Annotated in this window: 26 protein-coding genes and 1 tRNA gene; 10 read left to right on the top strand and 17 right to left on the bottom strand. The window is 73.4% G+C overall.

The window, feature by feature from the left end:
- Positions 1 to 29 precede the first annotated feature (29 nt).
- Together ilvA and K3554_RS03660 are read right to left on the bottom strand one after the other, a co-directional pair.
- Entirely contained in the window at positions 30 to 1220 is a 1191-nt protein-coding gene (gene ilvA / locus K3554_RS03665; RefSeq protein WP_259945775.1) for a threonine ammonia-lyase IlvA, read from the bottom strand.
- Positions 1221 to 1278: 58 nt separating this feature from the next.
- A complete protein-coding gene (locus tag K3554_RS03660; protein WP_259943697.1) occupies positions 1279 to 2034 on the bottom strand; it encodes a hypothetical protein in 756 nt (251 codons plus the stop codon).
- A 446-nt stretch (positions 2035 to 2480) separates the two neighbouring features.
- Here K3554_RS03660 and K3554_RS03655 point away from each other — a divergent pair, with 446 nt between their 5' ends.
- The 4 genes from K3554_RS03655 (at position 2481) to msrA (ending at position 6166) form a co-directional block, all read left to right on the top strand.
- Entirely contained in the window at positions 2481 to 2924 is a 444-nt protein-coding gene (locus tag K3554_RS03655; RefSeq protein ID WP_259943694.1) for a PRC-barrel domain-containing protein, read from the top strand.
- A 75-nt stretch (positions 2925 to 2999) separates the two neighbouring features.
- Positions 3000 to 4220, top strand: coding sequence for an argininosuccinate synthase (locus tag K3554_RS03650; RefSeq protein WP_259943691.1), 1221 nt, complete (start codon positions 3000 to 3002; stop codon positions 4218 to 4220).
- Between the two features lie 214 nt (positions 4221 to 4434).
- Positions 4435 to 5451, top strand: coding sequence for an AbrB family transcriptional regulator (locus K3554_RS03645; protein WP_311200365.1), 1017 nt, complete (start codon positions 4435 to 4437; stop codon positions 5449 to 5451).
- An 88-nt stretch (positions 5452 to 5539) separates the two neighbouring features.
- A complete protein-coding gene (gene msrA, locus K3554_RS03640; protein ID WP_259943689.1) occupies positions 5540 to 6166 on the top strand; it encodes a peptide-methionine (S)-S-oxide reductase MsrA in 627 nt (208 codons plus the stop codon).
- Positions 6167 to 6195: 29 nt separating this feature from the next.
- On the opposite strand, the gene K3554_RS03635 is transcribed toward msrA, so the two are convergent.
- Positions 6196 to 6540: an HNH endonuclease gene (locus tag K3554_RS03635; protein ID WP_259943687.1), complete on the bottom strand. Its 345-nt coding sequence runs from the start codon at positions 6538 to 6540 to the stop codon at positions 6196 to 6198.
- Here K3554_RS03635 and K3554_RS03630 point away from each other — a divergent pair.
- Positions 6539 to 7732: a TIGR03862 family flavoprotein gene (locus K3554_RS03630; protein ID WP_259943685.1), complete on the top strand. Its 1194-nt coding sequence runs from the start codon at positions 6539 to 6541 to the stop codon at positions 7730 to 7732. The two genes, K3554_RS03635 and K3554_RS03630, sit on opposite strands and share 2 nt — an antisense overlap.
- A gap of 103 nt (positions 7733 to 7835) precedes the next feature.
- Here K3554_RS03630 and K3554_RS03625 read toward each other — a convergent pair whose 3' ends face one another.
- The 8 genes from K3554_RS03625 to K3554_RS03590 are packed head-to-tail and all read right to left on the bottom strand — an operon-like array spanning position 7836 to position 15190.
- On the bottom strand, positions 7836 to 8570 hold the full coding sequence (locus K3554_RS03625) for a hydroxypyruvate isomerase family protein (protein ID WP_259945769.1): 735 nt from the start codon (positions 8568 to 8570) through the stop codon (positions 7836 to 7838).
- Positions 8567 to 9211 (bottom strand): aldolase, encoded by a 645-nt coding sequence (locus K3554_RS03620; protein WP_259943684.1) that lies wholly within the window; start codon positions 9209 to 9211, stop codon positions 8567 to 8569. Before K3554_RS03620 ends, K3554_RS03625 begins: the two co-directional genes overlap by 4 nt.
- Positions 9208 to 10053: an NAD(P)-dependent oxidoreductase gene (locus K3554_RS03615; protein ID WP_259943682.1), complete on the bottom strand. Its 846-nt coding sequence runs from the start codon at positions 10051 to 10053 to the stop codon at positions 9208 to 9210. The genes K3554_RS03620 and K3554_RS03615 overlap by 4 nt, the downstream gene beginning before the upstream one ends.
- The gene (locus K3554_RS03610; RefSeq protein ID WP_259943680.1) at positions 10050 to 10613 is read right to left on the bottom strand and encodes a glutathione S-transferase family protein; all 564 of its coding nucleotides are present in this window, start codon (positions 10611 to 10613) and stop codon (positions 10050 to 10052) included. The genes K3554_RS03615 and K3554_RS03610 overlap by 4 nt, the downstream gene beginning before the upstream one ends.
- Positions 10614 to 10662: 49 nt before the next feature.
- Positions 10663 to 11649: a DNA polymerase III subunit delta gene (gene holA, locus K3554_RS03605; protein WP_259943677.1), complete on the bottom strand. Its 987-nt coding sequence runs from the start codon at positions 11647 to 11649 to the stop codon at positions 10663 to 10665.
- Positions 11646 to 12113 (bottom strand): LPS assembly lipoprotein LptE, encoded by a 468-nt coding sequence (gene lptE / locus K3554_RS03600; RefSeq protein WP_259943674.1) that lies wholly within the window; start codon positions 12111 to 12113, stop codon positions 11646 to 11648. Before lptE ends, holA begins: the two co-directional genes overlap by 4 nt.
- Positions 12100 to 14649: a leucine--tRNA ligase gene (gene leuS, locus K3554_RS03595; protein WP_259943671.1), complete on the bottom strand. Its 2550-nt coding sequence runs from the start codon at positions 14647 to 14649 to the stop codon at positions 12100 to 12102. The genes lptE and leuS overlap by 14 nt, the downstream gene beginning before the upstream one ends.
- Before the next feature lie 49 nt (positions 14650 to 14698).
- The gene (locus K3554_RS03590) at positions 14699 to 15190 is read right to left on the bottom strand and encodes a DUF3576 domain-containing protein (RefSeq protein WP_259943669.1); all 492 of its coding nucleotides are present in this window, start codon (positions 15188 to 15190) and stop codon (positions 14699 to 14701) included.
- 270 nt (positions 15191 to 15460) lie between these two features.
- On the opposite strand from K3554_RS03590, the gene K3554_RS03585 reads away from it, so the two are divergent.
- Positions 15461 to 16531, top strand: a complete 1071-nt coding sequence (locus tag K3554_RS03585) for a porin (protein WP_259943666.1) — start codon at positions 15461 to 15463, stop codon at positions 16529 to 16531.
- A gap of 98 nt (positions 16532 to 16629) precedes the next feature.
- The gene (locus K3554_RS03580; RefSeq protein ID WP_259943664.1) at positions 16630 to 17289 is read left to right on the top strand and encodes a YggS family pyridoxal phosphate-dependent enzyme; all 660 of its coding nucleotides are present in this window, start codon (positions 16630 to 16632) and stop codon (positions 17287 to 17289) included.
- Between the two features lie 58 nt (positions 17290 to 17347).
- On the opposite strand, the gene K3554_RS03575 is transcribed toward K3554_RS03580, so the two are convergent.
- Together K3554_RS03575 and ribA are read right to left on the bottom strand one after the other, a co-directional pair.
- On the bottom strand, positions 17348 to 17848 hold the full coding sequence (locus K3554_RS03575) for a L,D-transpeptidase (RefSeq protein ID WP_259943663.1): 501 nt from the start codon (positions 17846 to 17848) through the stop codon (positions 17348 to 17350).
- A complete protein-coding gene (gene ribA, locus K3554_RS03570) occupies positions 17845 to 18894 on the bottom strand; it encodes a GTP cyclohydrolase II (protein WP_259943661.1) in 1050 nt (349 codons plus the stop codon). Before ribA ends, K3554_RS03575 begins: the two co-directional genes overlap by 4 nt.
- 160 nt (positions 18895 to 19054) lie before the next feature.
- Here ribA and K3554_RS03565 point away from each other — a divergent pair, with 160 nt between their 5' ends.
- Positions 19055 to 19741, top strand: a complete 687-nt coding sequence (locus tag K3554_RS03565; protein ID WP_259943658.1) for a response regulator transcription factor — start codon at positions 19055 to 19057, stop codon at positions 19739 to 19741.
- A gap of 105 nt (positions 19742 to 19846) precedes the next feature.
- On the opposite strand, the gene K3554_RS03560 is transcribed toward K3554_RS03565, so the two are convergent.
- From K3554_RS03560 to K3554_RS03550, 3 genes are all read right to left on the bottom strand, one after another.
- Positions 19847 to 21136 (bottom strand): MFS transporter, encoded by a 1290-nt coding sequence (locus tag K3554_RS03560; RefSeq protein WP_259943654.1) that lies wholly within the window; start codon positions 21134 to 21136, stop codon positions 19847 to 19849.
- A 72-nt stretch (positions 21137 to 21208) separates the two neighbouring features.
- Positions 21209 to 21856: a GntR family transcriptional regulator gene (locus tag K3554_RS03555; RefSeq protein ID WP_259943652.1), complete on the bottom strand. Its 648-nt coding sequence runs from the start codon at positions 21854 to 21856 to the stop codon at positions 21209 to 21211.
- 53 nt (positions 21857 to 21909) lie between these two features.
- Positions 21910 to 22587 (bottom strand): M48 family metallopeptidase, encoded by a 678-nt coding sequence (locus K3554_RS03550; RefSeq protein ID WP_259943649.1) that lies wholly within the window; start codon positions 22585 to 22587, stop codon positions 21910 to 21912.
- A 101-nt stretch (positions 22588 to 22688) separates the two neighbouring features.
- Here K3554_RS03550 and K3554_RS03545 point away from each other — a divergent pair, with 101 nt between their 5' ends.
- Together K3554_RS03545 and K3554_RS03540 are read left to right on the top strand one after the other, a co-directional pair.
- Positions 22689 to 23030 (top strand): TIGR02300 family protein, encoded by a 342-nt coding sequence (locus K3554_RS03545; RefSeq protein ID WP_259943646.1) that lies wholly within the window; start codon positions 22689 to 22691, stop codon positions 23028 to 23030.
- A 74-nt stretch (positions 23031 to 23104) separates the two neighbouring features.
- Positions 23105 to 23180: transfer RNA gene (locus K3554_RS03540), tRNA-Ala, on the top strand.
- A 149-nt stretch (positions 23181 to 23329) separates the two neighbouring features.
- Here K3554_RS03540 and K3554_RS03535 read toward each other — a convergent pair.
- On the bottom strand, positions 23330 to 23896 hold the full coding sequence (locus tag K3554_RS03535) for a peptide-methionine (R)-S-oxide reductase (protein ID WP_259943644.1): 567 nt from the start codon (positions 23894 to 23896) through the stop codon (positions 23330 to 23332).
- Positions 23897 to 23999 lie beyond the last annotated feature (103 nt).

Below are 23999 nucleotides of genomic sequence, written 5' to 3'. Positions count from 1 at the left end.
ACTGGGGCGGGCGCGGCCGGCGGGCGCCCTCAGATCACAAGCTCGCCCAGCGTGGGATCGTCGGTGATGTCGCGCCACTGCATGCCCAGGCCCCCCATGCGCGCCTCGAGGGCGCGCAGGGAACCCGGATCGGTGCTCTCGATGCCGATCAGCACCGAGCCGAAGTTGCGCGTCGACTTCTTGAGGTACTCGAAGCGGGCGATGTCGTCGTCGGGGCCGAGCAGCTCCAAGAAGTCGCGCAGCGCGCCGGGGCGCTGGGGCATGCGCAGCACGAAGTACTTCTTGGTGCCCGCGAAGCGCATCGCGCGCTCCTTGACGTCCGGCAGCCGCTCGAAGTCGAAGTTACCGCCCGTGGCGACGCAGACCACCCGCCGCCCCTCGATCTCGGGGCCGAGGTCGCGCAGCGCGTCAATGGCCAGCGCACCGGCCGGCTCGAGCACGATGCCCTCGACGTTCAGCATCTCCTGGATCGTCACGCAGAGCCGTCCCTCGGGCACGCGCAGAACGTGCTGGGGCGGCACCTGGCGCAGAACCTCGAAGGGGCGCGCGCCGATGCGCGCCACGGCGGCGCCGTCCACGAAGGTGTCGACGTCGGGCAGCGTCACGGGGTGGCCCTCGCGCAAGGCCGCGGCAAGGCTCGCGCCGCCCGCCGGCTCCACCAGCCGCACCTCGGGCATCGCGCCCTCGGCGCGCAGGTAGCGCAGCATGCCCGCCGACAGCCCGCCCCCGCCCACGGGCACCACCAGCACGTCGGGCGGGCCGCCGAGCTGCTCCAGCATCTCCACCGCGACGCTGGCCTGCCCCTCGATCACGTCCCAGTCGTCGAAGGGCGACAGGAAGTGCGCGCCCGACTCGGCGCACCACGCCTGCGCGGCGGCCAGCGTGTCGTCGAAGAAGTCGCCCACGAGGCGGATCTCGACATGCCTGCCGCCGAAGGCGCGGGTCTTGTCGATCTTCTGCCCCGGCGTAGTGACCGGCATGAAGATCACGCCCCGCAGCCCCATCTGCGCGCACATCCACGCCACACCCTGCGCGTGGTTGCCCGCGCTCGCGCAGGCCACGGCCTGCCCGTCCAGCGCGCGCATGGCGTTGAACGCGCCGCGCAGCTTGTAGGAGCGCACGGGCGTCAGGTCCTCGCGCTTGAGCCAGACGTCGGCGCCGTGGCGCGCCGACAGGAAGTCGTTGCGCAGGAGCGGCGTGGCCGGGAACACCGCGCGCATGGCCTCGGTCGCGGCGCGGGCGCGCGCGGCGAAGCCGGCGGCCGCCGCGGCGGCGGCGTCAGTCAACGGGCCAGTCCTCGACCAGATGCCCGTAGAGCGCGCTCAGCGTGCCCACTCCCACCATCAGCGAGATCCAGCCCGCGACCGCCTGGTAGATCACGGTCACCGCGCCCGCGTCGGGGCCGTCGAGGATCGTGGGAACCTGCAGCAGCAGCGCGGTCGCCGCGGTCAGCAGCGCCAGCACCGCGCATGGGCCGGTCATGCCCTGCGTCCGGCGCCAGGCGTCGCCGAAGTTCAGCGGCGCGTCGACCGCCGCGGCCGGCAGCGCGAGGCCGAGGCGGTAGAACAGCACCAGCCCCACGAAGAACCCGGCCACGGGCACCACCCCCGCCATCACGCCCGGCCCGATCACCGCCGCGAAGGGCGCGGCCACGATGCCGATGATCAGCACCGCCGCGGCCACCACCAGCCCCACGCCCATGGAGCGGCCGAGGTAGCGCAGCGCGTGCGCCCCGTGCAGCGGCGGCACCCAGCCCCGGGGCGGCTCGCCGCGCAGGGTGTAGCGGTGCCAGTTCACCGCGATCCACAGCGAGGCCGCGAGGCTGACCACCAGCGCCAGCAGCGAAGCGCCGCCGAAGCCGGCGGGCGGCGGGGTGGCGGGATCGAAGTTGCGCGCCGCCTCGGGCCAGCGCAGCGTCAGCGCGGCGTCCACCAGCACCACCGCCGCATAGGGCAGCAGCGACAGGCGCAGTGCCGCCGGCAGGTGGTCGGTCACGAGCGTGACCGCGCGAACGAAGAGCTTCCAGCCGAGCATCGGCGCCTCCCGAGGGGTTCGGTCGGGGTTAGGCCGCGCCCGGGCGGGCGTCAACGCAGGGCGCAGGGGTGCGGCGGCGGGACGGGGGCCAGGTGGAGGCCGTGCCGGAGGCAGGCGGCGGAGCGGGCGCGGGCGGAAGCGGGCGTGTCGGAGGAGGACCGCGCCGGGCGTCGGGGTTGCACCGCACGACCGTCGAGGCGGGCCCGTGGAAGGGTCGGGACCGGGGCGGGCTCGATGGGGGTCGCGGGCCGGGTCGAGGCGAAGGGATGCCGACGGCCGCGAGACTGCGGAGGAGGAGGCACAGGTGGTCCGACATCGGAACCGCTTCGCGGCCAGACGCGAAGGCCTCGCCGGAACGCGTCCGCCCAAGCCCGCGGACCTTCGCGGCGCTTCCGGCGTTGACCCCCCGAGGCGCCCCCGCGCGCCGCAACGCACAGGAGTGTCCCATGACCCCCCGCCCCCTTCTCGCCCTGGCCCTCGCGCTCGCGCCCGGCGCCGCCCTCGCCGACGCCCACGCGATGGACCCCTTCGCCGTGAACGACGTGGAATACGGCGAGCGCTACCTCGCCACCACGCTGATCGGCACCCGCGTCCACGTGGTCGACCAGGAGATCGACCCCACCGTCCCGCTGCCCGCCGGCACCGTGGAAGGCTGGGACGACATCGGTGAGATCGGCGACCTGATCATCGGCGTGGACGGCACGCTCGAGGCGGTGGTCGTTGACGTGGGCGGCTTCCTCGGCATGGGCGAGCGGCAGGTGGCCGTGCGCTGGGACGCCCTGCGCGGCGTGCGCGAGGAGGACGACGAGGCGGAGTACTTCCTCGGGCTGAACACCACCAAGGAGGCTCTCGAGGCGGCCCCCGAGGTGGAGCGCGAGAAGGCGGAGTAGCACGCCCCCGCCCCGGCCCTTCCTTGCGGGCCGGGGCGATCCGGCCTAGGGCGCGGCCATCAGACGGAGAGACAGATGGACGCGCCCAAGAAAGTGGTCCTGGCCTATTCCGGGGGCCTCGACACCTCGATCATCCTCAAATGGCTGCAGACGGAGTACGGCTGCGAGGTCGTCACCTTCACCGCCGACCTCGGTCAGGGCGAGGAGCTGGAGCCGGCGCGCGCCAAGGCCGAGATGATGGGCGCCGCCTCGATCCACATCGAGGATCTGCGCGAGGAGTTCGTGCGCGACTTCGTGTTCCCGATGTTCCGGGCTAACGCGCTCTACGAGGGACTGTACCTCCTCGGCACCTCGATCGCGCGTCCCCTCATCTCCAAGCGGCTGGTGGAGATCGCCGCACAGGAGGGCGCCGACGCGGTGGCCCACGGCGCCACCGGCAAGGGCAACGACCAGGTCCGCTTCGAGCTGGCCGCCTATGCGCTGAACCCCGACATCAAGGTGATCGCGCCCTGGCGGTTGTGGGACCTGTCCAGCCGCACCAAGCTCATCGACTTCGCCGAGAAGCACCAGATCCCGATCGCCAAGGACAAGCGCGGCGAGGCGCCGTTCTCGGTGGACGCCAACCTCCTGCACACCTCGTCCGAGGGCAAGGTGCTGGAGGACCCAGCCGAGGAGGCGCCCGACTACGTGCTCCAGCGCACCGTGCGCCCCGAGGACGCGCCGAATGCCCCCGAGACCGTGGAGATCGGCTTCGAGCGCGGGGATGCGGTGAGCATCGACGGCGAGGCGATGTCGCCGGCTGCGATCCTGACCCGGCTCAACGAACTGGGCGGCCGCCACGGCATCGGCATCCTCGACCTCGTGGAGAACCGCTTCGTGGGCATGAAGAGCCGCGGCATCTACGAGACGCCGGGCGGCACCATCCTCCTCGAGGCGCACCGGGGCATCGAGCAGGTCACGCTGGATGCGGGCGCCGGGCACCTGAAGGACTCGATCATGCCCCGCTACGCGGAGCTGATCTACAACGGCTTCTGGTTCTCGCCCGAGCGCGAGATGCTGCAGGCGCTGATCGACAAGTCCCAGGAGCACGTGACGGGCACGGTTCGCGTGAAGCTCTACAAGGGCTCCGCCCGCACCGTGGCGCGGTGGTCCGACCACTCGCTCTACTCCGAGGCGCACGTGACGTTCGAGGAGGACGCCGGCGCCTACGACCAGCGCGACGCCAAGGGCTTCATCCACCTCAACGCCCTGCGCCTGAAGCTGGTGGCCAACCGGAACCGCCGGGTCTCGAAGTGACCCGCGGGGGCGCGCAGCCCCCCGCGGCGCGGTCGGGGTGGCCCGACGCGGTCCGTCCGCCGCTTTGCGCGCCGCGCCCCGGCCTTGCGCCGGGGCCTCGGCCCACGACCCGCGACACGACCCGAAGCGAAGCGCAAGCGGCACCCCCAGGCCCCGGCGCAAGGCCGGGGCGTGGTGGCACCCACACACCCTGCGCCGCCCGCCCGGCCCGCCCGTGATCCTGCGCCTCCTCTCCACCCTCGCCGTCTCCGTCGTCGGCGTCGCCGCCTTCCACGCGGCGTCCCTCCCCCTGCCCTTCCTGCTCGGCCCGCTCTTCGCCTGCCTCGCCGCGGCCCTGCTCGGCCTGCGCCTCGCCGCCTGGGCGCCGCTGACCGACGCCATGCGCACCATCCTCGGCGTGGCCGTGGGCGCCTCGATCACGCCCGCGCTCGTCGGCCAGCTCCCCTCGATGGGCCTCAGTCTCCTGCTCGCGCCGCTGTTCCTGCTGGCCGCCGGCGTGGCGGGCTATCCCTACCTGCGGCGCGTCTGCGGCTTCGACCCGGCCACCAGCTTCTACGCCGCCATGCCCGGCGGGCTGCAGGACATGCTGCTGTTCGGCGAGGAGGCGGGCGGCGACGCCCGTGCCCTGTCGCTGCTCCATGCGACCCGCGTGCTGATGATCGTGACCATCGTGCCCGCGCTCCTGGTGTTCGCCTACGACGCCGACCTCACCCTCGCCCCCGGCGCGCCAGCGCGGGACTACGGGGCGGGTCAGCTCGCCGTCATGGCCGCCGCAGGGATCGCCGGGTGGCGGATCGCCAAGCGGGTGGGGTTGTTCGGCGCCTCGATCCTCGGGCCGCTGATCCTGGCCGCGGCGCTCTCGCTCGCGGGCGTGATCGCGGCGCGCCCGCCGGCCGAGGCGATCCAGGCGGCGCAGTTCTTCATCGGCATCGTGGTGGGCGTGAAGTACTCCGGCATCACGCTCGCCGAGGTGCGCCGCTTCCTCGTGGCCGGGCTGGGCCACGCCGCGATCCTGGCCGCGCTGGCCGCAGTGTTCGCCGAGGCCGTGGTGCTGCTCGGCCTCGCGCCGCCGCTCGACGCGATCCTCGCCTTCTCGCCGGGCGGGCAGGCCGAGATGGCGGTGATGGCGATCGTGGCGGGGGCGGACGTGGCCTACGTGATCGTCCATCACGTCACGCGCATCGTGCTGGTGATCACCTGCGCCCCGCTGGTGTTCCGGTGGCTGCGCTGACCGCCCCCACGGGGCCGTGATGAAACGTGGCTGGCGCGCGGGGCATTGAGGCCCCAGACCTCTCGCGACCCAGCCCCGGAGCCCGCCCATGTCCCGCCTCGCCCTCGCCGCCCTCGCCCTCCTGCCCCTGGCCGCGCCCGCCGCCGCCGAGACCGCCACCGTGGCCGGCGGCTGCTTTTGGTGCGTCGAGAGCGACTTCGAGAGCGTCGCCGGCGTGGGCGACGCGGTGTCGGGCTTCACCGGCGGCACCACACCCGACCCCGTCTACCGCCGCTCAGGCGACCACATCGAGGCGGTCGCGATCCCGTTCGACCCCGCGGTGGTGAGCTACCGGCAGCTCATGGACCTGTTCTTCCGCTCGATCGACCCCACGGATGCGGGCGGCCAGTTCTGCGACCGGGGGCTGGAGTACACCACGGCCGTGTTCGCCGACGGCCCCGAGCAGCGCGCCGCGGCCGAAGCCGCCAAGGCCGCCGCCGAGGCGGAGCTGGGGCAGCCCATCGTGACCCCGATCCTGGATGCCTCCGAGTTCTTCCCGGTCGATGACTACCACCAGGACTACTACAAGTCCGAGGACCGCCTCGGCATCACCTCGGTGGGCGTCGCGATCACCAAGGCGACCGCCTACAAGCGCTACCGCGAGGGCTGCGGGCGCGACGCGCGCATCCGCGAGCTCTGGGGCGACGACGCGCCTTTCGTGGATCATTCGAGTTGAGAGGCGGCGGTCGCGCCCCGGCGCGCTGCCTACTTCCGCTTCCACCCCCGCCGGGCGCCCGGCGTCTTGGAGTGGAACGCCCCCGGCCGCTTGCGGACCCACGCGACGAACTTTGCCAGCCGGGGGTGCTCGCGCAGGGCCTCGGGCGTAGCGTAGAGCCGCGCCAGCTCGGCCTCCGAGGCGCTCGCGTGGATCTCGTTGTGGCAGATCTGATGGACCAGCACGACCGGCCCGCCCTTGCCGCCGCGCAGCTTCGGGACGAGGTGGTGGAGGGACTGCTTGGCATCCGGTGGGATGGGGCGCTCGCACAGGGCGCAGAGCGGGAATCCCGTGTCCGGGTCGCGGGCGTTGCCTTCGGGGACGGTCTCGCGCATGGGCGCTGACATGGGGCACGGGGCGCAGGCGGCAATCGCGGTGATCGGGGCGGGACCGGCGGGGCTGGCCGCCGCCGAGGTGGCCGCCGCCTCCGGGGCACGGGTGGCGGTGTTCGACCGGATGCCGAGTCCGGCCCGCAAGCTCCTGATGGCCGGCAAGTCGGGGCTGAATGCGACGAAGCGCGAGGACGCGGGCCGCTTCCGCGCCGCCTACGGGGCCGCGCCGCTGGGGCCGATGCTCGACGCGTTCGGGCCGGGGGACGTGGAGCGGTGGATGGAGGGCCTCGGCCAGCCGGTGTTCGCGGGCTCCACGGGGCGGGTGTTCCCACGGGCCATGAAGGCCTCGCCGCTCCTGCGCGCGTGGCTGGCGCGGCTGGCGGGCATGGGGGTCGTGCTGCACCGCCGCCATCGCTGGACGGGGTGGGAGGGCGATGCGCTCCGGTTCGAGACGCCGGACGGACCGGTCGTGCACCGCTTCGGGGCCACGGTGCTGGCGATGGGGGGCGCGTCGTGGCGGCGGCTCGGATCGGACGGGGCGTGGGCCGAGGTGCTGGAGGGGGTGGCGCCGTTCCGGCCCTCGAACGTGGGCTTCCAGGTCGCGTGGTCGCCGCACATGGCGCGGCACTTCGGGGCACCGTTGAAAAACGCGGGGCTGGTGGTGGGCGGCGAGGTTCACCGGGGCGAGGTGGTCGTCTCGGCGAAGGGGTTGGAGGGCGGCGGCCTCTACCCCCTCACCCCTGCCCTGCGGGATGGCGCGCCGCTGGCGCTGGACCTGAAGCCCGACCTCGCGGAGGCTGAGGTCGCGGCCCGCCTCGCCCGCCCGCGCGGGAAGGCGAGCGTGTCGAACCACCTTCGCAAGGCGCTGCGGCTCGATCCCGTCGCGGTGGCGCTGCTGCGCGAACTGGGGGGGCCGGGTCTGCCGGACGCCGCCACGGTGAAGCGTCTCCCCGTCCCGCTGGAGGGGCCCCGCGACATGGACGAGGCGATCTCGACCGCCGGGGGCCTGCGCTGGGACGCGGTGGACGACGCGCTGATGTTGCGGGATCGCCCCGGCACCTTCGCGGCGGGCGAGATGCTGGACTGGGAGGCGCCGACGGGGGGCTATCTGCTGACGGCGTGTCTCGCCACGGGGCGTTGGGCGGGGGCGAGCGCGGCGCGGTGGGTGCAAGCTGCGTCCCCGCCCGAGGGGTAGCACCAACTGCTGGCAGAGGCCCCGGCGCAGGGCCGGGGCGTGCCTTGTGTCTTCGTTTCATAAATACCTTGGGGGAGGCCCGGAGGGCCGGGAGCAAAGCCCCTCAGCGGAACCCCGCCATCCATCCCAACGTCGCATCCGTATCCCCGCCCGGCCGGTACTCCGCCCCCAGCGGCCCGTCCCACTCCAGCGCGGGCAGCAACCGCTCGTAGGCCACCTCGCCCCGGTCGGGCGGGCCTCGGTCCGGCACCCCGGCGAACTGCACGTGGCCGACGTCGCCGCGCACGGCGGCGAAGCGGCGGGTGAGGTCTCCTTCGGTGATCTGCACGTGGTAGCAGTCGAACATCAGCTTGAGGTTGGGCCGCGCCAGTGCGTCGATCAGGACGACCGCCTGTCCGGTGGTCTGCAGGAAGTAGCCCGGCGCGTCGAAGCGGTTCAGGGGCTCGATCAGGATCGTCAGCTCGGGCGCCGCGTCGCAAGCGTATTCCAGCGTCTCGCGGAAGGCCGCGTCCGCCGCGGTGCCTTCCGCGAAGCCCGCCATGACGTGCACCGCGCCCGCTCCCACGGTGCGGGCGTAGGCCACCGCCTCGTCCACGGCGGCGCGCGCCTCCTCGCCGCGCCCGGGCATGGCGGACAGGCCGTTGGTGTCGCCCCGGCGGGTGTTGAGGCCGAGGCAGGGCAGCCGGGTCTCGTCCAGGGCGGCGCGCACCGCTTCGGGGGGCGTGTCGTAGGGCCAGTGGAACTCCACGGCGTCGAAGCCCGCGCGGGCGGCGGCGCGGATGGCATCGGGCAGCGGGCGGTCGGCCCACAGGAACCCGAGGTTGGCGCTGAACGTCAGTCCCATGGGATGTCGAACCTCCTCACGACGGCGCCGACCTGCGCCGCGTCCAAAGCGCGGGCGCCCATGCCGCGGGTCATCAGGGCGAGCCGGGCGGTGGCCTCCAGCTCCTCGACGGCGGCGCAGGCGGCGGCCACGTCGCGCCCCGCCACCACGGGGCCGTGGTTGGCCAGCATCACGGCCGAGCGGCGCCCCGCGAGGCCCCGAACCGCCTCGCCCATGGCCGGGTCGCCCGGCACGAAGAAGGGCAGCAGCTTGACCCGGCCGAGCTGCATTACCGCGTAGGGCGTGAGGGGCGGCAGGAAGTCGTCCTCGTCGGCATCGGGCAGGAGCGAGAGTGCCACGGAGTGCGCCGAGTGGAGGTGCACAACCGCGCCCGCCGTGCCACGGGTGTCGTAGAAGGCGGTGTGCAGCGGCATCTCCTTGGTAGGCGCGTCGCCGTCCACATGGGCCCCCGTGGCGTCGAAGCGGGCCAGCCGCGCGGGGTCGAGCCGCCCAAAGCTCGCGCCCGTGGGCGAGACCAGCAGCCCCCCGTCCTCGGTACGGGCAGAGACGTTGCCCGTCGACCCGTGCGTCAGCCCCCGCGCGAAGAGGTCGGCGGCGAGGCGGCAGATCTCCTCGCGCAGGCGGGCCTCGCTCACGGCAGCGCCACGCCGGCCTGGCGGGCGTAGACCTTGGCGACGGCGGCGTCGTCCTCGCCCCCCAGCCCCGCCTCGGAGGCCTCGCGGAAGCGCGCGAGGGCGGCCTGCATCACCGGCATCTCGATGCCCGCCGCTTCCGCAATGGCGGCGACGATGCCGAGGTCCTTGGGCCAGATGTCCACCGCCGAGCGGGGGGCGTAGTCGGCATCGACGACGTGCGGCCCGCGGTTCTCCAGCATCCACGAGGTGCCGGCGCAGCGGGGGATCACCTCCATGAAGCGAGCGGGGTCGATGCCTTGCGTCACGCCGAACACCATTGCCTCGGCCATGGCGGCGATGTGGGTGCCGGCGAGCATCTGGTTCACCGCCTTCATGGCGCTGCCCGCGCCGGCGGCATCCCCGAGGCGGAACACCGTCTCGGCCATGGCGTCGAGCAGCGGCTCGGCGCGCGCGAAGGCGGCCGGCTCGCCCGAGGCCATGATGCTGAGCCGCCCCTCGGCGGCCTTGGCTGCGCCGCCCGAGATCGGCGCGTCGAGGTAGAGGAGGCCCGCGGCCCGGCACCGCTCCGCGAGCGCGCGGGCCGTGTCGGGCGGCACGGTGGCGCAGGCGAGCACGACCGCGCCCTCGGGCAGCGCGCCCGCCAGCTCGCCCACCACGGTTTCCAACTGCGCCGCGTTCAGCACCACGACCACGGCGCCGTCCATGGCGCCGGGGGGCACGTCCACCGCACCTTCCAATGCCACGCCGCGCGGGTCGAAGCCCGCGACCTCGTGGCCCGCGCGCACGAGACTCTGGGCCATGCCGAGGCCCATGGACCCCAAGCCCCAGACGCCGACCTTCATGCCGCGACCTCCTCGTGGGCGGTGGCGCGGGCGTAGGCGGGGCGCGCGCGCATCCGGTCCATGTGCGCACGCAGGCGCGGGTCGACGTCGACCTTCACGACCAATGTCCAGGCGGTGCATTGGGCCAGCAGGATGTCGGCCACGGTGGGGCCGTCCCCGACGGCATGCTCGCCGTCCATCATGTCGGCGATCTTGGTGGAGAACATGGTGATCATCCGCCGTGCGGGCGGCTTGGCCTCGGGCACGCGCATCGCCTCGGGCAGGCCGAAGCCGTGCAGCGCGAGGGTCCAGAGGTTGGCATCGAGCATCTCCAGCACCGCGAAGGTGAAGGCGTCCTGCCGCGCCCGCGCCACGGTGCCGGCGGGATGCGTGAAGCCCCCGTGGACGTCGGCCAGGAAGTGCATCTGCGCGACCGAGTCGAGGATCACCGTGCCGTCCGCCGCCTCCAGGATCGGCACCTTGCCCAGTGGGCTGAGGGCCAGCGCCTCGGGCGAGCGGGGCATCAGGGAGACGAACTCGTAGGGAACCCCCAGCTCCTCGAGCAGCCAGAGGGGCCGCATGGTCCGGCTGCTGCGAATCCGTCCGTGCAATCGATACATCGCCTGCTCCCTAGTCGCGGGCGGCGGCCATCCGGCTCAGGCGGATCAGCGCGCGCTCCATCACCGCCATCTGAGGGGCGCTGGACGCGGAACGCAAGACGAGGTCGGTCTCCATCAGGAGAGCCAGCGCGCCCTCCAGCCGCCGCCCGCCCCAGGCGCGGGCCTGGCGCTGCATGGCGTCGCGGCGCGGGCCCCAGGGTTGGGCGGTGCCCGCCGCGGCGCCGTGGAGCTGGCCGAAGTGTCGCGTCGCGAAGATGGCAAGCTGCACGGGCGAGACGCCCTGCCCCGCCAGTCGCCGCATCAGCGGGCCGATGGCGTCCGAGCGCCCCTCGGCGGCGGCGTGGATCACCTCGTCGAGGTCGGCGTCCACGGTGGCGGGCGCCATGAGGGCCACGGCCTCGGGGCCGGCCACCTCGTCGCCCGCGTAGAGCGCGATCTTCGTCAGCGTCTGGCGGAAGTCGCCGGGGTCGAGCGCCTGCGCCAGCGCGTCCACGTCGCGGCGACCCTCGGGCGTGAGGCGCAAGTTCTCGGCCTGAATCGCGGCCTCGATCTCCTCGCGCCCCGGCGGATCGTCGTAGAGGCCCACGGCGGCGGCGGAGCGGTGCGCCTCGAACGCCTTGCGGATCTTGGAGGTCTTCTTGAGCGCGCCCGCGGTGACGACGAGGGCGGCGTCCCCCGGCGCCCAGCCGTCGAGCGCGGCCAGCACGGGCTTCGCCTGCGCCTCGGTGACGCCCTCCACCACCACCACGCGGGGCCCGGGAAAGAAGCCCACGGCCTTCAGCTCGTCGAGCACGGCGCCCGGCTCGCCCTTCAGCTCGGGCGGGCCGAGCCGCGTCACGCGCATCTCCTCGGCGGCGCCCTCGCCGGCGACGGCGCGGACCAGGCGCGCGCGCGCGTCGGCCACGCGCATGGCGTCGGCGCCGTAGATCAGCGCGCCGGCGGCGTCCTTCGGGGGCTTGCGCAGGAAGCCCTCGGCCTGGGCGCCGCGCAGGTTCACGCGCCGTCGGCCAAGAGCCGGGCCACCACGCGGTCGGCCAGGATCACCATGAGGCGGCGCCGCGCGTCGCGCTCGCTCTCCAGCGTGGAGATGGTGGAGCCGGTGGCCGAGTAGGCGGTGAAGGCCCGCTCCTCGCCGCGCAGGACGGTGGCGCCCTCTTCGGCAAGGGTCCATCCGAGCGTGCCCTCGACGCTGTAGCGGGTGATGTTGTTGGAGCCGTCGATCGCCAGCCCGGTCTCCTCGGTCACCAGCACGTAGGCGAGGTCGTAGCGCGGCGAGGCGGGGCGGCCGAGCCGCTGCTCGATGCGGCCGTTGAAGGCGAACTCCTCCTCGGTGTCGGGCGCCTGGGCACGGACCTCGCCGCGGAACGGAAGGGCCTGCCCGCCGGGGCCGTAGACGGGCGTGAATCCGCAGGCGGCCAGCAAGGCCGCCGCGGCGAGGAGGGGCGCCTTACGCCACCACATTCACGATCCGCCCCGGCACCACGATGACCTTGCGCGGGCTGCCGCCGTCCAGCGCGCGCATCACGGCCGGATCGGCCAGGGCGAGCGCCTCGATGACGTCCTTCGACGCGTCCTTCGCCACGGCGATCTCGGCGCGGCGCTTGCCGTTGACCTGCACCGGCAGCGTCACCGTGTCCTCGACCAGCAGCGCTGGGTCGGCCTCGGGCCAGGGCGCGCGGACCACGAAGCCCTCGCCGCCCAGCATCGCCCAGACCTCCTCGGCGAGGTGGGGCGTCATGGGCGCCATGAGCTGGGCGAGGGTCCGCATGGCCGCGCGGCGCGCCTCGGCGCCCGCGTCCGAGCGCGAGATCGTGCCCGTCAGCTCGTAGAGCTTGGCCACGGCCTTGTTGAACCCGAAGCCCTCGATGCCGTCGGTGACCTCCCGCACGGCGCGGGCCACGGCGCGGGCGAGGGCTGCGTCGTGCTCGTTCGCGGCGCGGTCGGCGCGGGCGACGTCGGCGGCGATGCGGTGGACGCGGGCGAGGTGGCGGTGCGCGGCCTCGGCGCCCGAGGCGGTCCACTCCACGTCGCGCTCGGGCGGGCTGTCCGACAGCACGAACCAGCGCGCGGTGTCGGCGCCGTAGCGGGCGATGATGGCCTGGGGGTCGACGACGTTGTTCTTGGACTTCGACATCTTGGCCGAGGGGATCACCTGGGCCGCCTCGCCGGTGTCCTTCAGGAACGCGCCGCCGTCGCGCAGCTCCACCTCCTCGGGGTAGTGGAACCGGTCGCGCCCGTCCTCGCCCTTCGTGCGATAGATCGCGTGCGTCACCATCCCTTGCGTGAACAGCGCCTCGAAGGGCTCGCGCGCGCTCTCGGGCAGGTGGCCGGTGCGGATCATCGCGCGGGCGAAGAAGCGCGAATAGAGGAGGTGCAGGATCGCGTGCTCCACGCCGCCGATGTACTGGTCGACGTTCATCCAGTACTCGGCCGCCGCCATGTCGGTGGGCGTCGCCGCATGGGGCGCCGTGAAGCGGGCGAAGTACCACGACGAGTCCACGAAGGTGTCCATCGTGTCGGTCTCGCGCCGGGCGGCGGCGCCGCACTTGGGGCAAGGGACATCGCGCCAGGTCGGATGGCGGTCGAGCGGGTTGCCAGGCACGTCGAAGCTCACGTCGTCGGGGAGGACGACGGGCAGGTTCTCCTTGCGCTCCGGCACCACGCCGCAGGCATCGCAGTGAACCACCGGGATCGGGCAGCCCCAGTAGCGCTGGCGCGAGAGGCCCCAGTCGCGCAGGCGGTACTGCACCCGGCCCCGGCCCAAGCCTTCACGCTCGGCCCAGTCGACGGTGGCGTCGATGGCCTCGGTTCCCGTCGCGCGGCCCACGCCGGCGGGGTTGTCGATGTAGTCGACCACCTCGGTCTTCGGCGGCACGAAGGCCTCGGCGTCCACGGCGAAGGCTTCGGCGTCCACGGGCCGGAACGTCTCGATCACCGGCAGCGCGTACTTCCGCGCGAAGTCGAGGTCGCGCTGGTCGTGGGCGGGGCAGCCGAACACGGCGCCGGTGCCGTAATCCATGAGCACGAAGTTCGCGACCCAGACGGGCAGCGTGCCGCCGAGCGGGTTCTCCACGGTCAGCCCGGTGTCGTAGCCCCGCTTCTCGGCGGTCTCCAGCGCCGCCTCGGTGGTGCCGCCGCGGCGCACGTCCACGGCGAAGGCGGCGAGGGCGGGGTCGTGCTCGGCCAGCGCCTTCGCCAGCGGATGCTCGGGGGCGATGGCGACGAACGCGGCGCCGCGCAGGGTGTCGGGGCGGGTGGTGTAGACCTCGATGGCGCCGGTCCCGTGGACCGGCTCGGACATCGGGAACCGCATCTCCAGCCCGCGGGAGCGGCCGATCCAGTTCTCCTGCATCAGCCGCACCTTGTCGGGCCACTTGTCGAGGCTCTCCAGCCCCTCCAGCAGCTCGTCGGCCATGGACGAGATCGCGAAGGCCCACTGGGTCAGCTCGCGCCGCTCCACCTCGGCGCCCGAGCGCCAGCCGCGCCCGTCGATCACCTGCTCGTTGGCGAGCACGGTCATGTCCACCGGGTCCCAGTTCACCACCGCCGGCTTGCGGTAGACGAGGCCCGCTTCCAGCATGTCGAGGAACAGCGCCTGCTGCTGGCCGTAGTATTCCGGGTCGCAGGTGTTGAAGGTGCGCGTCCAGTCGTGGGTGAATCCCAGCGGCTTTAACTGCGCGGTCATGTCGGCGATGTTCGCGTAGGTCCACTCCTTGGGGTGGATGCCCCGGTCCATGGCCGCGTTCTCGGCCGCCAGCCCGAAGGCGTCGAAGCCCATCGGGTGCAGCACCGAGAAGCCCCGGGCCATGCGGTAGCGCGCGACGAGGTCGCCCATCGTGTAGTTGCGCACGTGGCCGATGTGGATGCGCCCCGACGGGTAGGGGAACATCTCGAGCACGTAGCACTTGGGGCGGTCCGAGACCTCGGCGCGGAACAGCCCCGCCTCGTCCCAGGCGCGCTGCCACTTCGGCTCGAGGGTCTTGGTGTCGTAGTCCATGGGGTCGGCTCCGGGCGGCCCTTCCGCGGGGCGGGGGCCGATGAGGGGTCTAGAGGCGGCTGTCGCGGATGCGCAGCTGGCGGGCGCGGGTGAGGATCGCGTTCTCGATCTCGCGCAGGGTCCCGCGGTCCACGGCGCCCGAGCGGGTGCGCATGGAGAGCTTCAACGAGCGGGCGTCGAGCGCGGGGTCCTGGATCAGCACCGTGGCGGCGTAGGCACGGCCACCGCCGGGGGGCGTGCCGTAGCCGAACTCGATCACGCCGCCGAAGGGGTCGGCCTGCCGGACGGGCAGGAAGCCCAGCACGTCGAGCGTGGCGGCCCAGAGGTAGCGGTTCACCTCCAGCGTGACGTTCGGGTCGTCGCGGTTCTCGAACAGGTCGAACACCGAGGAGCGGCGGCTGGCCGCGGGCGTGCCGGCGGCCTCCGCCGCGGCGCGCTGGCCCAGCCGGAACGGCCCCACCGTGTCGCAGCCCGCAAGCGCCACCGCGGACGCGAGCACCGAGAGCCGTGCCGCCTTCGCCAGAGTGCCGGTGGATGCCATCGTCCGCGCTCCTTCGCGCCCGTGGGAATTGGCGCTTTGCCTATAGGGCGGGCGCGGCGGTGCCAAGCGGCCCTTTCTCGCGCGCGGCAGGCGCGCGGCGGGGCCCCGGCCGGCCCGTGGGGGCGGTGTGGCAAGACTGCACCAAGGCCCGGGCCATCATGGGCGGGCCGGCGGGGCTTTCTTGCGAGGCCACCGCAGATGGCCGAAACGACCACCACGCCCAACGCGATTCCCGTGGTGGGGATATCCTTAAGACCTGAGGGAAACCATATGAAGAACGTTCTCTTCGCCTCGACCGCGCTCGTCGCCTTCGCCGGCGTCGCCTCGGCCGACATCACGCTGTCCGGCTCCGCCGAGATGGGCCTGTTCGACAACGACGCTCCCGGCACCGACCTGCAGTTCCACACCGACGTCGACGTGACCTTCACGATGACCGGCGAGACCGACGGCGGCCTGGCCTTCGGTACCTCGGTCGACATCGATGAAGTGACCGCCGACCGGGGCAGCCTGTCGAACGTGAACGTCACCCCCGTCGACCAGAACCGCAACACGCTGGTCGACTTCGCCGACACGTTCTCGCTGGACGACGCCACCGTAAACTTCGTGGACGACGCCACCGGCAACGACGCCGAAGACGGCGGCGTGTCGATCTTCCTGTCGGGCGCCTTCGGCACCCTGACCATGGGCGACACCGACGGCGGCTTCGACTGGGGCCTCACCGAGGTCGCGTTCAACTCCGGCTCGATCGCCGACGACGAGACCGAGCACGCTGGCTACTCGGGCAACTCGGGCCTCGACGGCCTCTATGACGGTCAGATCCTGCGCTACGACTTCTCGGCCGGTGCCTTCGGGGTCGCTGCCTCGATCGAGCTCGACGACTCGGCGGCCGACAACGACGCGATCTACGGTCTCGGCCTGCGCTACGACCTGACCCTCGGCGCCACCACCGTCGGCCTGGGCTTCGGCTACCAGACCGTCGACATGGGTCCGGGTATGGAGCGCGAGATCTACGGCATCTCGGCCAACACCACCCTGATGGACAACTTCACCGTCGGCGTGAACTACTCCGAGCTCGACTCCACCACCGCCGGCGTTTCGACCGACACCGAGCACCTCGGCCTCGGCGTGGGCTACAACTCGGGCCCGATCTCGCTTTCGGCCAACTACGGTGAGTTCGACTCCGCTGGCGTCGATGTCGACGGCTTCGGCCTGTCGGCTGGGTTCGACCTCGGCGGTGGCGCCTCGGTCGTGGCCGGCTACGGCTACAGCGACGACGGCGCGGGCGGTTCCCGTGCGGGCGACGAAGACCGCTACTCGCTGGGCTTCCAGTTCAGCTTCTGATCCCACCGGATCACGACGCAGGGGAGCGGGCCTTCGGGCCCGCTCCTTTCGTTTCGGGGCCCTTGCATCCACCCCCGCGCCGCGCTTCCCATGCGCCCATGACCCTGCCCAGCATCACCGAGCGCCTGCGCGCCGCCTGCGAGCGCCACGGCCGCTCGCCCGCCGAGGTCGCCCTCGTCGCCGTCTCCAAGGTCCAGCCGCCCGAACGCGTCGAGGCCGTGCTGCATGCCGGCCACCGCTGCTTCGGCGAGAACCGCGTGCAGGAGGCCCAAGGCAAGTGGCCCGCATGGAAGGAGGCCTTCCCGGGCGTGGAGCTGCACCTGATCGGCCCGCTCCAATCCAACAAGGTGCGCGCGGCGGTGGGGCTCTTCGACGCGATCCACACCGTGGACTCGGCGAAGCTCGCCCGGCGCATTGCCGACATCGCGCAGCAGGAGGGCCGCTGCCCGCGCCTCTTCGTGCAGGTCAACACCGGCGAGGAGCCGCAGAAGGCCGGCGTGCCCCCCACCGAGGCCGACGCGCTGGTGCGCGAGGTGCGCGCCCTCGACCTGCCGCTCGCGGGGCTGATGTGCATCCCGCCCGAGCACGAGACGCCCTCGCTGCACTTCGCGCTGCTGGCGAAGATCGCGGCGCGCAACGGGCTGGCGGGGCTGTCGATGGGGATGTCGGCGGACTTCGAGGAGGCCATCGCCCACGGCGCGACGCACGTGCGGGTCGGGTCGGCGATCTTCGGGGAGCGGACGCGGGCGGAGACCTGAGGAGCGAGGGGCCAGCCCCTCCCGCTCCCCGGAGTATTTCCGCCAGGATGAAGGGGGCTCAGGCCAGCGCTTCGGGCACCACGATCGGAGTGCCCGGGGGGGCGTGGCGGGCGAGCCATCGGAGGTCTTCGGGCGCGAAGGCGATGCAGCCCTCGGTGGGATGGCCGGGGCGGCGCCAGCGGTGGAGGAAGATGGCGCTGCCGCGGCCCGGCAGGGCATCCGCATTCCAGTCCGTCAGCAGTACGAGGTCGTAGAGCGGGTCGGCCCGGCGCAGGCGCTCGGCCGAGGCGGCGAGGGGCGCGCGGGCGGGGCGGTTGTAGAGCGGATGGGCGGGGTCGTCGCACCACAGGTCGCGCGGACCGATGGGCCGCGCCCAGAGCGCGGGTCGGGCCATGCGGTCGGGGCGCCACAGGAGGCCGGTGACGCGCAGTGTGCCGGCGGGCGTGCCCATGTCGCCCTCGCGCTTAACGCGCACCACGCCGCCCCGCCCGATCGCGCAGGGAAGCACGCGGCCCTGGAACCGCAGGCCGGCGGGCGTGAGCACCATCGCGTCCCTCATTCCAGATGCCCCGACTTGGCGCGCTTCACATCGAGATAGGCCGCGTTGTCGGCGCCGCGTCCGACGTGCAGCGGCACCCGCTCCGTCACCTCGACGCCTTGCGCGCGCATCATCTCGATCTTGCGAGGGTTGTTGGTCATCAGCCGGATGCGCCGGATCCCGAGCCGCTCCAGCAGGGCCGCGCCGAGGCGGAAGTCGCGCTCGTCGTCCTCGAAGCCCAGGCGGTGGTTGGCCTCCACGGTGTCGAAGCCCTGGTCCTGCAGGTCGTAGGCCCGCATCTTGTTGGCCAGCCCGATCCCCCGCCCCTCCTGGTTGAGGTAGAGCACCACGCCCCCCTCCCGGATCGCCGCGAGGGCGGCGTGGAGCTGGGGGCCGCAGTCGCACTTGAGCGAGCCCAGCACGTCGCCCGTGAAGCAGGCGGAGTGGAGCCGCACCAGCACGGGCGCGCTCCGGTCCACGGTGCCCGCCTCGACGGCGTAGTGCTCCTCGCCCCCCAGCCCCTCGCGGAACACGTGGAGGCGGCCCGCCCCGGCCAGCGCCATGGGAAGGCGGGCGGCGGCCACGGGGGCGGGGGCGCCGGGGGTCGGTGCGCCGTCCAGCACGGTCACGCCGGGGGGCGGCGGGGCGAGCACGCCCACCACCGCCGGCAGCAGCTGCGCCGCCTTGGCCAGCGTCAGCCCCGTGCGCCACGGCGCAGGGTCCGCATCGCGATCCGCGCGCAGCGGACCCTTGAGCGGCGCGCGCAGATCGTCGGCCGGGTCGGCCACGGCGCGCAACCAGGCGGCGTCGGCACCCTCGGGCACCTCCAGAAGAGCGAGGTCGCCGCCGTAGGCCGCGACCTTCAGCGTCGCCGCCCGCCTCCCCGTCACCGCCATGCGCAGCGGCCCCAGCGCGCGCATCGCTGCGAGGCGCCCGGCCCCCAGCGTCTCGGCTGCGCCCAGCACCACGCCACCCGCGGCCACGGGCAGGCCGATGCGCAGGTCGGCCCGCGCGCGGGCCGCGAGCTCGTCCCCGTCGGGGCCGAGGGAGGTGCCTTCGTGAAACAATCGCCGCTCCCGATGCCCCGCCACGGGGCCGCGGGGCCTCCATATGAAACATCGCGCCGCTTGGCGACACGAGGGCGTGAACCCTTCGTGAAAGCCGCGCGTTCCGCCTTTGATCGAAGGGGTATCGACGCCATCCTTCACAGCGAAGAGGAGGAACCCGATGGCCAACCTCAAGAAGATCCTGCTGATCGACGACGACGACGACCTGCGCGACGCGTTGGCCGAGCAGCTGATGATGACCGAGGAGTTCGACGTGTTCGAGGGCGACTCGGGCGCCGCCGGCATGAGCCGCGTGAAGGAGCAGATCTACGATCTCGTGGTGCTCGACGTCGGCCTGCCCGACACCGACGGGCGCGAGCTCTGCCGCCTGATGCGCAAGCAGGGCGTGAAGTGCCCGATCGTGATGCTGACGGGGCACGACAGCGACAGCGACACCATCCTCGGGCTCGACGCGGGCGCGAACGACTACATCGCCAAGCCCTTCCGCTTCCCGGTGCTGCTCGCGCGCATCCGCGCTCAGCTGCGCCAGCACGAGCAGTCCGAGGACGCGGTGTTCACCGTGGGGCCCTACACGTTCCGGCCCTCGATCAAGACCCTGATCACCGAGGACGAGCGCAAGATCCGCCTCACCGAGAAGGAGACGAACATCCTCAAGTTCCTCCTGCGCGCCTCGGACGGCACGGTGCCGCGCGACGTGCTCCTGCACGAGGTCTGGGGCTACAACGCGGGCGTCACCACCCACACGCTCGAGACGCACATCTACCGCCTGCGCCAGAAGATCGAGCCCGACCCGTCGAACGCGCGCCTGCTGGTGACCGAGAGCGGGGGCTACCGGCTGGTGGCGTGACGCTTCGGCCACGGGGGAGCGGCTTCGACGGGAAATGCCGCGAAGGTGCCGTAGGGGAACCGGGCCGTCCGTGCTAGGGTGGTCGCAGCCGCGCGGTCGCGGCGACTACGACCGCACCTCCCTGTTGGACTCGGCCGGGCCCTCGGTCCGGCCGTTTTTTTCGGGCCCTCCCCCCATCCGCCGCCGCTGGGCCAGCGAGAAGATGCCCGTCGACGTCCGCAGGAGGCCCACGACCCGCCCGCGCCCCTCGCGCGGGACCGGCGCGCGGGCGATCATCTGCGCCACCGTCAGCACCGCCATCGCCCCGTGTACCGCGGAGGTGTAGCCGAACAGCGCCTGCGGGCCAAAGGCCTCGACCAGCGCCGCCGCGCCGAGGGGGCCGAAGATGGCGCCCACCGAATAGACGAAGATCAGCCCCGTGGAGATGCCCACGAAGTCCGCGTCCGCGCCCGCCCGGTCGTTGGCCTGCGCTGCGGCCAGCGAGTAGAGCGGAAGCGCGAAGGCCCCGAAGGCGAAGGCGCCGCCATAGACGGCGGCGGGGGCGTGGGCGGCGTTCAGCCACAGCCCCGCCAGCACCGCGCCCGAGGTGGCGATCAGCAACGCCCAGCGCCGGTCCACCCGGTCCGACAGGGTGCCGAGGGGCAGTTGCAGCACGGCGCCGCCGACGATGCCCGCGTTCATGAACAGCGCCACCTGCGCGGTGTCGAAGCCCAGCTCCACCCCATACAGCGGGCCGATCAGGCGGAACGCGGACGTGGTCAGCCCGATCGACAGCGCGCCGAGGGCCGCCACGGGCGACAGGCGCCACAGCAGCATCGGCTCGAAGCGGAAGCGCTCGGGCGGCACGGGGCGCGAGGCGTTCGTCAGCGCCACGGGCAGGAGAGACAGCGCGAAGAGGATCGCGGTGACGGCGAAGATCTCGAAGCCCGCGACGCCGAAGACGGGCAGGAGGAACTGGCCGCCGGTCACGGCCGAGAGGTCCACGATGCGGTAGATCGACAGCACCCGCCCCCGCTCGCCCCGCCCCGCGGCGCCGTTGAGCCAGCTCTCGACCACCACGAAGAGGCCCGAGAAGCAGAACCCCATCACCGCGCGCACGGCCGCCCAGACCCAGGGGTCCACGGCCAGCACCAGGAGCAGCGTGCCCACCCCCGCCACCGAGGCGAGGGCCGCGAAGACGCGCACGTGCCCCACGGCGCGGATCAGCGGCGGCACCGCGAAGCAGGCCCCGAGGAAGCCCGCGAAGTAGGCCGCTCCGATCAGGCCCACGGCGAGGGTCGAGAACCCCTCCTCGCCCGCGCGCAGGGCGACCAGCGTGCCCTGCAGCCCGTTGCCCCCCAACAGCAGCGCCGCGGCGAGCAGGAGCGGCACGAGCGCGCGGATGTTCGTGGTCATGACCCTGTCCCTTCCCGGCCCGCCTGCGCGCGCGGGCGCGCCGGGGCAAGGGGCGGGCGGCGCAACGGCGCCCTACCCCCGCAGGAGCCGCAGCCCCTGGGTCACGTCGGCGCGCACCGCCAGCCGCAGCCCCGGCTCGTCGCCCGCGCGCAGGGCGGCCACGATGAGACGGTGGTTCTTGGGCAGCTCCGTGCGCCGCAGCCGCCCGTAGAGCGCGCGCATGGTGGGGCCGAGCTGCAGCCACACCGTCTCGGCCATGGCCAGCATCGCGGGGGCCTGGGCGCGCAGGTAGAGCGTGCGGTGGAACTCGAGGTTGGTGCGGATGTAGCCCGAGGCGTCGTGCTTCGCGATCTGCTCGGCGATGGCGACGTTGGTGGCCTCCAGCCGCTCGATCAGCGCCATGTGCGCGCGCGGCAGGGCGCGGGCGGACAGCTCCGGCTCGAGGAGGGCGCGCAAGGAGGCCAGCTCCTCGATGCGCTCCGTGGAGAGCGCGGGCGTGGTGACCCGCCCCGAGGCCGACAGCGACAGCGCGCCCTCGGCCACGAGCCGGCGCAGGGCCTCGCGCACGGGGGTCATGGACACGCCGTAGTCGCGGCCAATACCCCGCAGGGTCATCGCGGCGCCGGGCGCAAGCTCGCCGTGCATGATGCGCGAGCGCAGGGAGCGGTAGAGCCGGTCGTGCGCGGCGCCAGCGCCCTCGGGAAGCGGGTTGAGCAGCATGGGGGCGACTGTCCCCCCACCCCCCCGCCGGATCAAGCCCCCCGTGGGGGGGCTCAGGCGAAGCGCACCGCGTGGAGCGCCGCGCCCTCGCGGCGCAGCCAGGCGCGGCGGGGGGCGTAGTCGGGCATGAGGCGGGCCACGCAGGCCCAGAACCGCTCGGAGTGGTCCATGTGGGCGAGGTGCGCGACCTCGTGGGCGGCCACGTAGTCCAGCACCTCCTCAGGCGCCATGGCGAGGCGCCACGAGTACATCAGGTCGCCGCGCCCCGAGCACGAGCCCCAGCGCGAGCGCGTATCGCGCAAGGTGATGCGCCCGAAGGGACGGCCCAGCGCCTCGGCGTGGGTCTCGGTGGCGGCCACGAGCCGGGTGCGGGCCATCTCCTTAAGCAAGGTGGCCACCCGGCGCCCCGCGTGGCCGTCGTCTGGCACCGCGATCGCCGTGCCGGTCCAGCGTGCCGCGCGGCCCCCACCGGCCACCACCGGCACCTCGCGCCCCGCGACGGGCAGCGTGGTCCCCACCGCGACGGTGCGCGCGGCGGGCACGGCGGCGACGTGGCGGGCGATCCAGGCGGCGTGGCCTTCCGCGAAGGCGCGGGCGTCGGCGAGGGCCGCGCGCGGCGGCAGGGTCAGCGTCACGGCGCCGCCCACGCGGCCCACCCGCAGCGTCATGCGCCGGGCGCGGGCCGAGCGGCGCAACCGGACCGGCGTGCCGGCGACCTCGAACGCGTCCATCCCGCACCCTCCGCGCGCCGGGGCGGCGGGCCTTGCCAGCCCCGCGCCCCTGTGGCATCCGACCCCATTCCCCAAAGGCCCGAACAGCCCGGAGACCCGACATGCCCAAGGAAGAATGGGGCGTCAAGCGCGTCTGCCCGACCACCGGAAAGCGCTTCTACGACCTCAACCGCGACCCGGTCGTCTCGCCCTACACGGGCGACGTCGTGCCGGTGGAGACGAACACCAAGACCCGCGTGCTGGTGGCCGACAAGGCCGACGCCGACGCCAAGGACGAGAAGGAGGGCGACGATCTCCTGCTCGACGACGACGAGGACGTGCTCGAGGAGGACGATGTCGCGGCGGACGACGACGACGATGTGCTCGACGACGACGACGAGGGCGACACCGTGAGCCTCGACGAGATCGGCGGCGACGTCGCCGAGACCGACGACGACGACTGACTCAGCCGGGCGGGGCGCGGGGGCCGATTTCACCCTTGCGCCCCGCCCGCCGGGCGCTTAGACGGCGCCTCGTTGGGGCCATAGCTCAGTTGGTAGAGCGCTTGCATGGCATGCAAGAGGTCAGGGGTTCGACTCCCCTTGGCTCCACCACCCCACCCTCCGCGCGTTTCGGGTCGCTCGCCGCGACCGCACGCCGTGCTGCCGGCACGGGCCTCGCCCGCTCCGGTGGGGACCGGCCCGCTTCGCCGTGGACGGCCGGCCGCGGTGCCGCGCTGGTGCCCTCCGGGCCGCCTGCGCGCCTAGTCCTGCGCCGCCGCAAAGCGCATCGCCGCGCCGTTCACGCAGTGGAGCATCGGACGCCCCACGGTGAGGATGTGGCCGATGTGGCTGCCGCAGCGGCGGCAGTGGACTTCGGTGGCCGACAGCGTGTCGATCAGCGCCTGCTCCTCGGGCGTGGGCACGTCGCCCGCGATCCGCGCGCCGGCGCCGCCCGGCCCCGAGGGGTCGATCGACATCAGCAACGCATTCGGGATGGACTGGCGGAAGAACACCCAGCCCTTGTCGATGGGCGCCTTCCAGCGGCTCTCGTAGAGCGGCAGGTCGCAGCCGCGGCAGTGGTAGGCGCCGTCCAGCATGATGTTCCGCAGCGGCGAGGAGTTGGGTGGCTCGGTCGCGCCCTCGCGCAGGACCTGGTAGACGCCGTCGTCGCCGAGGTGCGCCCGCCATTCGGCCTCGCCGCGCTGAACCTCGTAGGCGAAGCCGTCGCCGGTCCCCGTGGCCGCCCGCGCCGCGGGCGCGCCGAGCAGCGCCGCCGCCGCCGCGGCGGTGCCGCCCAGGAGGCCGCGCCGGTTCGGATGATCGCGCATGATCGCTCTCCTGTTCCTTGAATTCCTCTCGGCAGACTAGCGCATTCCGCCCCCCGGTGCAGGGGGGGGAACGTCCTCGGCCGGCCACGATCGCGCGACCGGG

Source organism: Jannaschia sp. W003 (assembly GCF_025144335.1).
Classification (GTDB): Bacteria; Pseudomonadota; Alphaproteobacteria; order Rhodobacterales; family Rhodobacteraceae; genus Jannaschia.
This window is presented reverse-complemented; position numbering and strand designations above follow the sequence as displayed.